Here is a 6,501-nt window from a genome sequence, read left to right as displayed (position 1 = left end):
AAGGATTTAAAATGAATACTCAAGAAAAATGGCACGAAATGCACTCTCAAAAAAGACATCAACCACGTTATCCTAGTAGTGATTTGGTTAGTTTTGTTTTGAAAAATTTCAAAAAAGATGATCAGATTTTAGATTTAGGTTGCGGGGGGGGGCGTCATACTAAGCTCCTAGCTGAAAATGATTTTAAAACTTATGGAATAGACTACTCAGAAAATGGAATTAAAGCAACTCAGGAAGTATTAAACCTACATAAACTTAAAGCAGAATTAAAAATCGCAAGTGTTGATGATATCCCTTATGAAGATGAAAAATTCGATGGTGTGATTTGCTATGGTGTGCTTCTTTACAACTCTAAAGAAGTCATTGAAAAAGCGGCTAAAGAAATTTACAGGGTTTTAAAAAAGGGCGGTATTGCTTATGTGGTGGTAAGAAATACAAAGGATTATCGCTACTTAAACAATGAAAAAATTTCAAAATATGAAGTGCTTATAAAAGAAAATGATCTTTTACGATCGGCTTTTGAAGAAAATGGAATGAAAATGTATTTTTTTGATAAAGATGAGGTAAAAAGGGTGTTTAGTGATTTTGGGCAAATTGAAATCAATTCTTTAAGAAGAACTCATGCAAACGATAGCTTTGCGGATGAAAATTTTTTAGTGATTTTAAGGAAATAGTTTTAAAAAAGGGTTATGAGTATGGTTAGAAAATAAAATTTTTGTTTAGGTATAATTTATCAAAAAATGGTTGTGATTTCTAAATACAAATGTTAAAATATCCTTGCACAATAGGGGTTGATGACTTTTTAAAATCCATATTTATCTTTCTAGTGAGTGAATTTGGATTTTACAATTTCTTAGCTATTTTTATGATTGATTTTTTATCTTTAAGCTAGTTTATATTTAGATAAATTTTATAGAGCATTTATAGCCTTTAAAATTCGCATAAATTTCATCTCTTTTTTATATTCTTTTGCTTTGTTAAATTTCGATATTTTTTAGCTTCATTTTTTTAAATTTATATCTCTTTTTAGAGCAGGTTTTTCTGCTTTTAAATAACGCGTTGCTTCTTTTGTGCGGTATCATAGAGTTATCGTTATTTTAAAAATGATTTTTTGTAGTTTTTTGCTATAATTTTAGATAAAAAGGATTTAAAATGAATACTCAAGAAAAATGGCACGAAATGCACTCTCAAAAAAGACATCAACCACGTTATCCTAGTAGTGATTTGGTTAGTTTTGTTTTGAAAAATTTCAAAAAAGATGATCAGATTTTAGATTTAGGTTGCGGGGGGGGGCGAAATGTGAAATTTTTAGCCGAGAATGATTTTATCGCCTATGGGGTGGATTATTCTGCTAATGGTATTAAAGCAACGCAAGAATTGCTAGATTTGCACAAGCTTAAAGCAGAATTAAAAATCGCAAGTGTTGATGATATCCCTTATGAAGATGAAAAATTCGATGGTGTGATTTGCTATGGTGTGCTTTATTATAATCCTAAAGAAGTCATTGAAAAAGCAGCCAAAGAAATTTACAGGGTTTTAAAAAAGGGTGGCATTGCCTATGTTGTAATTAGAAGTTTAAAGGATTATCGCTACTTAAACAATGAAAAAATTTCAAAATATGAAGTGCTTATTGAAGAAAAAGATAGCTCAAAATCTGCCTTTAAAGAAAATGGAATGAAAATGTATTTTTTTGATAAAGATGAGGTAAAAAGGGTGTTTGGTGATTTTAATATTGAGGAGATAAATAGAATAGAAACATCTTATAAAAATGATTCGATTTATGATAGCCATTATTGTGTCGTTTTAAAAAAATAAAAAAGATTAGGGTTTTATAATGAATTTTACTACAAGGATAAGAAAAAAACAACGACTTGAAGAAAAAAGTATGTATTTGGTAGAATACGTATATAGAATTTTAATAGTTAAAAGATATTTAAATTTATTGGCTAAATTAAATATTCACCCAATCGCGGTTACATTGGTCAATACATTATTGTTTCCTTGTATCTTGTATTTTATATACTTAAAGTATTATATTTTAGCGGCATTTTTGACACAACTTTATGCGATTGTCGATCATACAGATGGAATGTTAGCAAGATATACAGGCAAACAAACTTATATCGGTTCCAGATTGGATAGATTTAATGATAATGTTTTTTTTAATGCAGTGTTTATAGTGATTGCTTTATCGGCTGATTTGCCGTTGTATTTTGCTTTAATTGTAATTATTAGTATGAATTTGCATAATTTTTTTGGTTTATTTTATTTTCCAAAAAAATTAAAGCAGTTTGCGAAATTTAAACGATTTGGTTTAAAAAAATGGTTTTTAGACAGAAATTTTATTTTAGGCATAGATGCTTCTTTATTGCTTAGTTTAATCAGCATTTTTTTAATTTTACATGAGTTTCAATTATTATTTTATACAATATCATTTTGTTATATTTTTGATTTAGTTTATAGAATAATTGAAATCAAATTAAATGAAAAGGAGAGAAAAAAATGGAAGAGATAAAAACAGAATCCACTTCCGCTGGTAGGGTTGTAAATAACTCAAAAAAAGATATAGATGCAATATTTATAGAAAAATATGGTCAAAAATGGGTTGATTATAGAAAAAAATGGGCTGATGCTTCAAATTATATATTAAACGATTTTCCTTTGTTTGTGAGATTTGAAAATCAATTTAAATGCAATGCTAGATGTACTATGTGTGTCCATGGTCATGCTGATTTAAGAAATGATTATAAATATGAAGGATATTTATCGTTTCAAAAATTCCAAAGTTTAGTAGATGAATGCGATGAACATAAATGCCCTTCAATAGGTGTTTCTCAAACTAATGAACCTTTATTAGATCCTGATATTATAGAAAGATTGAAGTATGTTAGTTTAAAAAATAATATAATGGATATCCATTTCAACACTAATGCTTCTTTATTGGATGAAGAGATGTCAAAAAAACTTTTGGATACCAATATTACAAGAATGAATTTCAGCATTGATGCATTTACTGAACAAACGTATAAAAAAATAAGAATAGGGCTTAATTTTAATCAAGTGATTAAAAATATAGAAAATTTCATCAATTTAAGAAATAAAATGAATTTGAAATTACCGATAGTAAGAGTAAGTTTTTTATTGCAAGAAAAAAATAAACATGAATTAGAAGATTTTAAAAAATATTGGGTAGATAAGGCAGATTATGTTGCAGTGCAGCGTTATGTTCCAATTTCTCCTTTCGATGATGAAAGAAGTGTTGCTATATCTGACTCACCTATAGCAGGCAAACAAAGTTGTTCTTATCCTTTTGAATCTTTATTTATACATGGAGATGGTTTAGTTGTTCCTTGTGCCAGTCATAGAGCAAAACATATAGCGGTAGGAAATGTAAATAATGATAGTATCTATAATATATGGCATAATGATAAAATGCAAGAGCTAAGAAAAGTACATAAGGAAAATTTATTAAGCACCACAAAGCTTTGCGATACTTGTTTATTTAAAGGATAAATGATGAAAAAATTAGTTTATGTTCCAATGGCAGCTGATATAATCCATCCAGGTCATTTAAATATCATTAAAAAAGCGTCAGAGCTTGGTTATGTTATGGTAGGATTATTTTCAGATAAAGCCATTGCAAGCTATAAGAGAGTTCCATTTATGCCTTATGAACAAAGAAAACAAATTATAGAGGCAATTAAAGGCGTAGATGAAGTTGTCATACAGGATGAAAAAGACTATGATGTGAATTTATTAAAATACAAGCCAGATTTTATGATCCACGGAGATGATTGGAATAGTGGTCCATTAAATTCTTCAAAACAAAAAGCAATGGAAATAATGAAATCTTGGGGTGGTCAAATAGTCGAGGTTGAATACACAAAAAATATTTCATCTAGCATGATCAATAAAAATCTTAAAGAAGTAGGAATTCTTCCACAAGAAAGATTGAAGTCTTTAAGAGATATTTTAAATGCAAAACCTATCATTAAAGGAATTGAATCTCATAATGGTATCAGTGCTATGATTATTGAAAACCTTAATGTAAAAGATGAAAACGGGGTTAATCAATTTTTCGATTTTTTATGGTTAAGTTCTTTAACGGATTCTAGTTCTAAGGGTAAGCCGGATATAGAATTTGTTGATTTAACTTCTAGAATGACTACTGTTAATGATATATTAGAAATTAGCACAAAACCTATTATATATGATGGCGATACTGGTTCTAAAATACCTCATTTCGCTTTAACTGTGAAAAGATTGGAAAGACTTGGTATAAGTGCGGTTGTTATCGAGGATAAAATAGGCTTAAAACAGAATTCATTATGCGAAGATAATTCAAAACATACTCAAGATTCTATAGAAAATTTTTGCCTTAAAATTCAAACCGGAAAACAAGCTCAATTAACGAGTGATTTTATGATTATTGCAAGAATTGAAAGTTTGATTTTAGGAAAGGGCTTAGATGATGCATTAAAGAGAGCAAAAGCCTATATCGATGCTGGAGCTGATGGCATTATGATACATTCAAGACAGAAAGACGGAAAGGAAATTTTGGAATTTTGTGAAATTTATAACACTTTTCCAAATAGAAAGCCTTTGTTGGTTGTTCCGACAAATTATCCATCTTTAAGTGAAGAAGATTTTAAAAACGCAGGAATAAATATCATTGTATATGCAAATCAGCTTTTAAGATCAGCATATACTGCTATGAAAGAAACCGCGACTTCAATTTTAACCCATAAAAGAAGTTTGGAAGCTGATAAAAATTATATTTCAGCACTAGATCTTATTAAATTGATTAAGGGGAATTGATGATCAATTCTCTGGAATTTGCAGATTTTTTGAACGATAAATTTTCTTTTTTTGCTGGAGTGCCTGATAGTCTTTTAAAGTCATTAAATAATGCCTTAGAATTAAAATCTAAAAATAATTTTTTTGTAACGGCAAATGAAGGACAAGCTATAGCATTTGCAAGTGCTTATAATTTATCTACCTCAAAAATAGCTCTCGTTTATATGCAAAATTCCGGATTAGGTAATGCCATCAATCCGCTTTTATCATTGGCTGATCCGAAGGTTTATAAGATACCTTTGATTATGTTTATAGGATTAAGAGGTGGTAAAGATGATGAGCCTCAACATTTAAAACAAGGTGAGGTTACTAAGAAAATTTTACAAGCATGTGGTATAAAAAGTTTTTTTTTGAGTCAAAATATCAAGAAAGCAAAAGAACAAATCGATAAGGCAATACAAGAATGTAATTTAAAAAAGCAGATTATTGCTTTTTTAATTAAAAAAAATACTTTTGATAACTTTAAAACTATAAGAGAAAAAAACAATTTTAAAATAATTAGAGAAGAGGCTATTTCTTTAATTCAAGATTATTTTAATCATTCAAAATTTATAGCTACAACCGGAATGATAGCAAGGGAATGCTACGAGCTAAGAAAGATAAAAAAACAAACACATGCTAATGATTTTTTGGTTGTAGGTTCTATGGGTTATGCAAGTTCTTTGGCTTTTATTATTTCTAAGTATTCTAAAAAACATATTGTGTGTTTAGATGGTGATGGAGCATTTATTATGCACATGGGTTCTATTTTAAATTTTAAAAATTCAAATTTTTTACACATAGTTTTAAATAATCAAGCTCATGATAGCGTTGGAGGGCAATTTACTCACGCTAAAAATGCTTCTTTTTCGAAATTATCCAAAGCGTGTGGATATAACTATAGCTTTAGCGTAAAAACTATGAAAGATTTAAAAAATAAACTAGAAATCATTAAAAAACTCAATGGACTGATTTTTTTGGAAATAAAAGTAAAGCAGCAAACCAGAAAAGATCTCTTAAGACCAAAAGATATTTTAATGCTTAAGGAAGAGTTTTGCAAGGAGCTTTAATTTTTATAACTGGATTAAGCGGGAGCGGAAAAACTACTCTAGCTTCAGAAATTCAAAAAGATTTACTCGAAAAATATACCATAAAATCGATTCTTTTAGATGGGGATGAGTTAAGAGCTTGTGTTGGAAATTTGGAGTATTCTAAAGACGCTAGATTGGCAATGGCACGCTATTATGTTAATATAGCCAAAATTCTTTATCATCAAGGTTTTATTGTTTTACTTTCTACAATTTCTATGTTTGATGAAATCAGGAATTTTAATAGGCAAAATTTTAAAAATTATTTAGAAATTTTTTTAGATGTTTCTTTAGACATAAGGCAAAAGAGGGATAGTAAGAATTTTTTTAAACATAATGTTCAAAATATGGCAGGAGTAGATCAAGCATTAGAATTACCTACAAGTAGCGATATGATTTTAAAAGACAATTTTGATATTAATAAGTCAAAAACTCAAATTATCGAAAAAATTTTAAAGATGATTTAAACTTATGTAAATTTCAGGATCCTCATCCTTTGAAATTTTCAAATAATAATAACCCTTAGAATCCATTAGTGATGAAGAATAAGAAAATTCTTCATCATTTTTAACATAAA

At 28.4% G+C, this 6,501-nt stretch carries 7 protein-coding genes; all 7 read left to right on the top strand.

Translation table 11 applies throughout. The features are described 5' to 3' along the window. Window positions 1-674: class I SAM-dependent methyltransferase (locus CQA76_RS08580; protein WP_212741550.1), on the top strand; the 674-nt coding region annotated here is incomplete at its 5' end. Window positions 675-1,152: 478 nt separating this feature from the next. Further along, window positions 1,153-1,815 carry a class I SAM-dependent methyltransferase gene (locus CQA76_RS08575; protein WP_137622973.1) on the top strand — a complete coding sequence of 221 codons (663 nt, stop codon included), beginning with the start codon at window positions 1,153-1,155 and terminating at the stop codon, window positions 1,813-1,815. Window positions 1,816-1,834: 19 nt separating this feature from the next. Continuing rightward, a complete protein-coding gene (locus CQA76_RS08570) occupies window positions 1,835-2,515 on the top strand; it encodes a CDP-alcohol phosphatidyltransferase family protein (RefSeq protein ID WP_137622972.1) in 681 nt (226 codons plus the stop codon). Further along, on the top strand, window positions 2,503-3,513 hold the full coding sequence (locus CQA76_RS08565; RefSeq protein ID WP_137622971.1) for a radical SAM/SPASM domain-containing protein: 1,011 nt from the start codon (window positions 2,503-2,505) through the stop codon (window positions 3,511-3,513). Before CQA76_RS08570 ends, CQA76_RS08565 begins: the two co-directional genes overlap by 13 nt. 3 nt (window positions 3,514-3,516) lie before the next feature. Further along, window positions 3,517-4,818, top strand: a complete 1,302-nt coding sequence (gene aepX / locus CQA76_RS08560; RefSeq protein WP_137622970.1) for a phosphoenolpyruvate mutase — start codon at window positions 3,517-3,519, stop codon at window positions 4,816-4,818. Further along, window positions 4,818-5,906, top strand: coding sequence for a phosphonopyruvate decarboxylase (gene aepY / locus CQA76_RS08555; RefSeq protein ID WP_137622969.1), 1,089 nt, complete (start codon window positions 4,818-4,820; stop codon window positions 5,904-5,906). Before aepX ends, aepY begins: the two co-directional genes overlap by 1 nt. After that, entirely contained in the window at window positions 5,891-6,391 is a 501-nt protein-coding gene (locus CQA76_RS08550; protein ID WP_137622968.1) for an adenylyl-sulfate kinase, read from the top strand. Before aepY ends, CQA76_RS08550 begins: the two co-directional genes overlap by 16 nt. Window positions 6,392-6,501: the final 110 nt, after the last annotated feature.

Source organism: Campylobacter aviculae, from assembly GCF_005406215.1.
Classification (GTDB): domain Bacteria; phylum Campylobacterota; class Campylobacteria; order Campylobacterales; family Campylobacteraceae; genus Campylobacter_D; species Campylobacter_D aviculae.
Note: the sequence above shows the minus strand (reverse complement) of the source record. Positions and strands in the feature narration are given on the sequence as shown.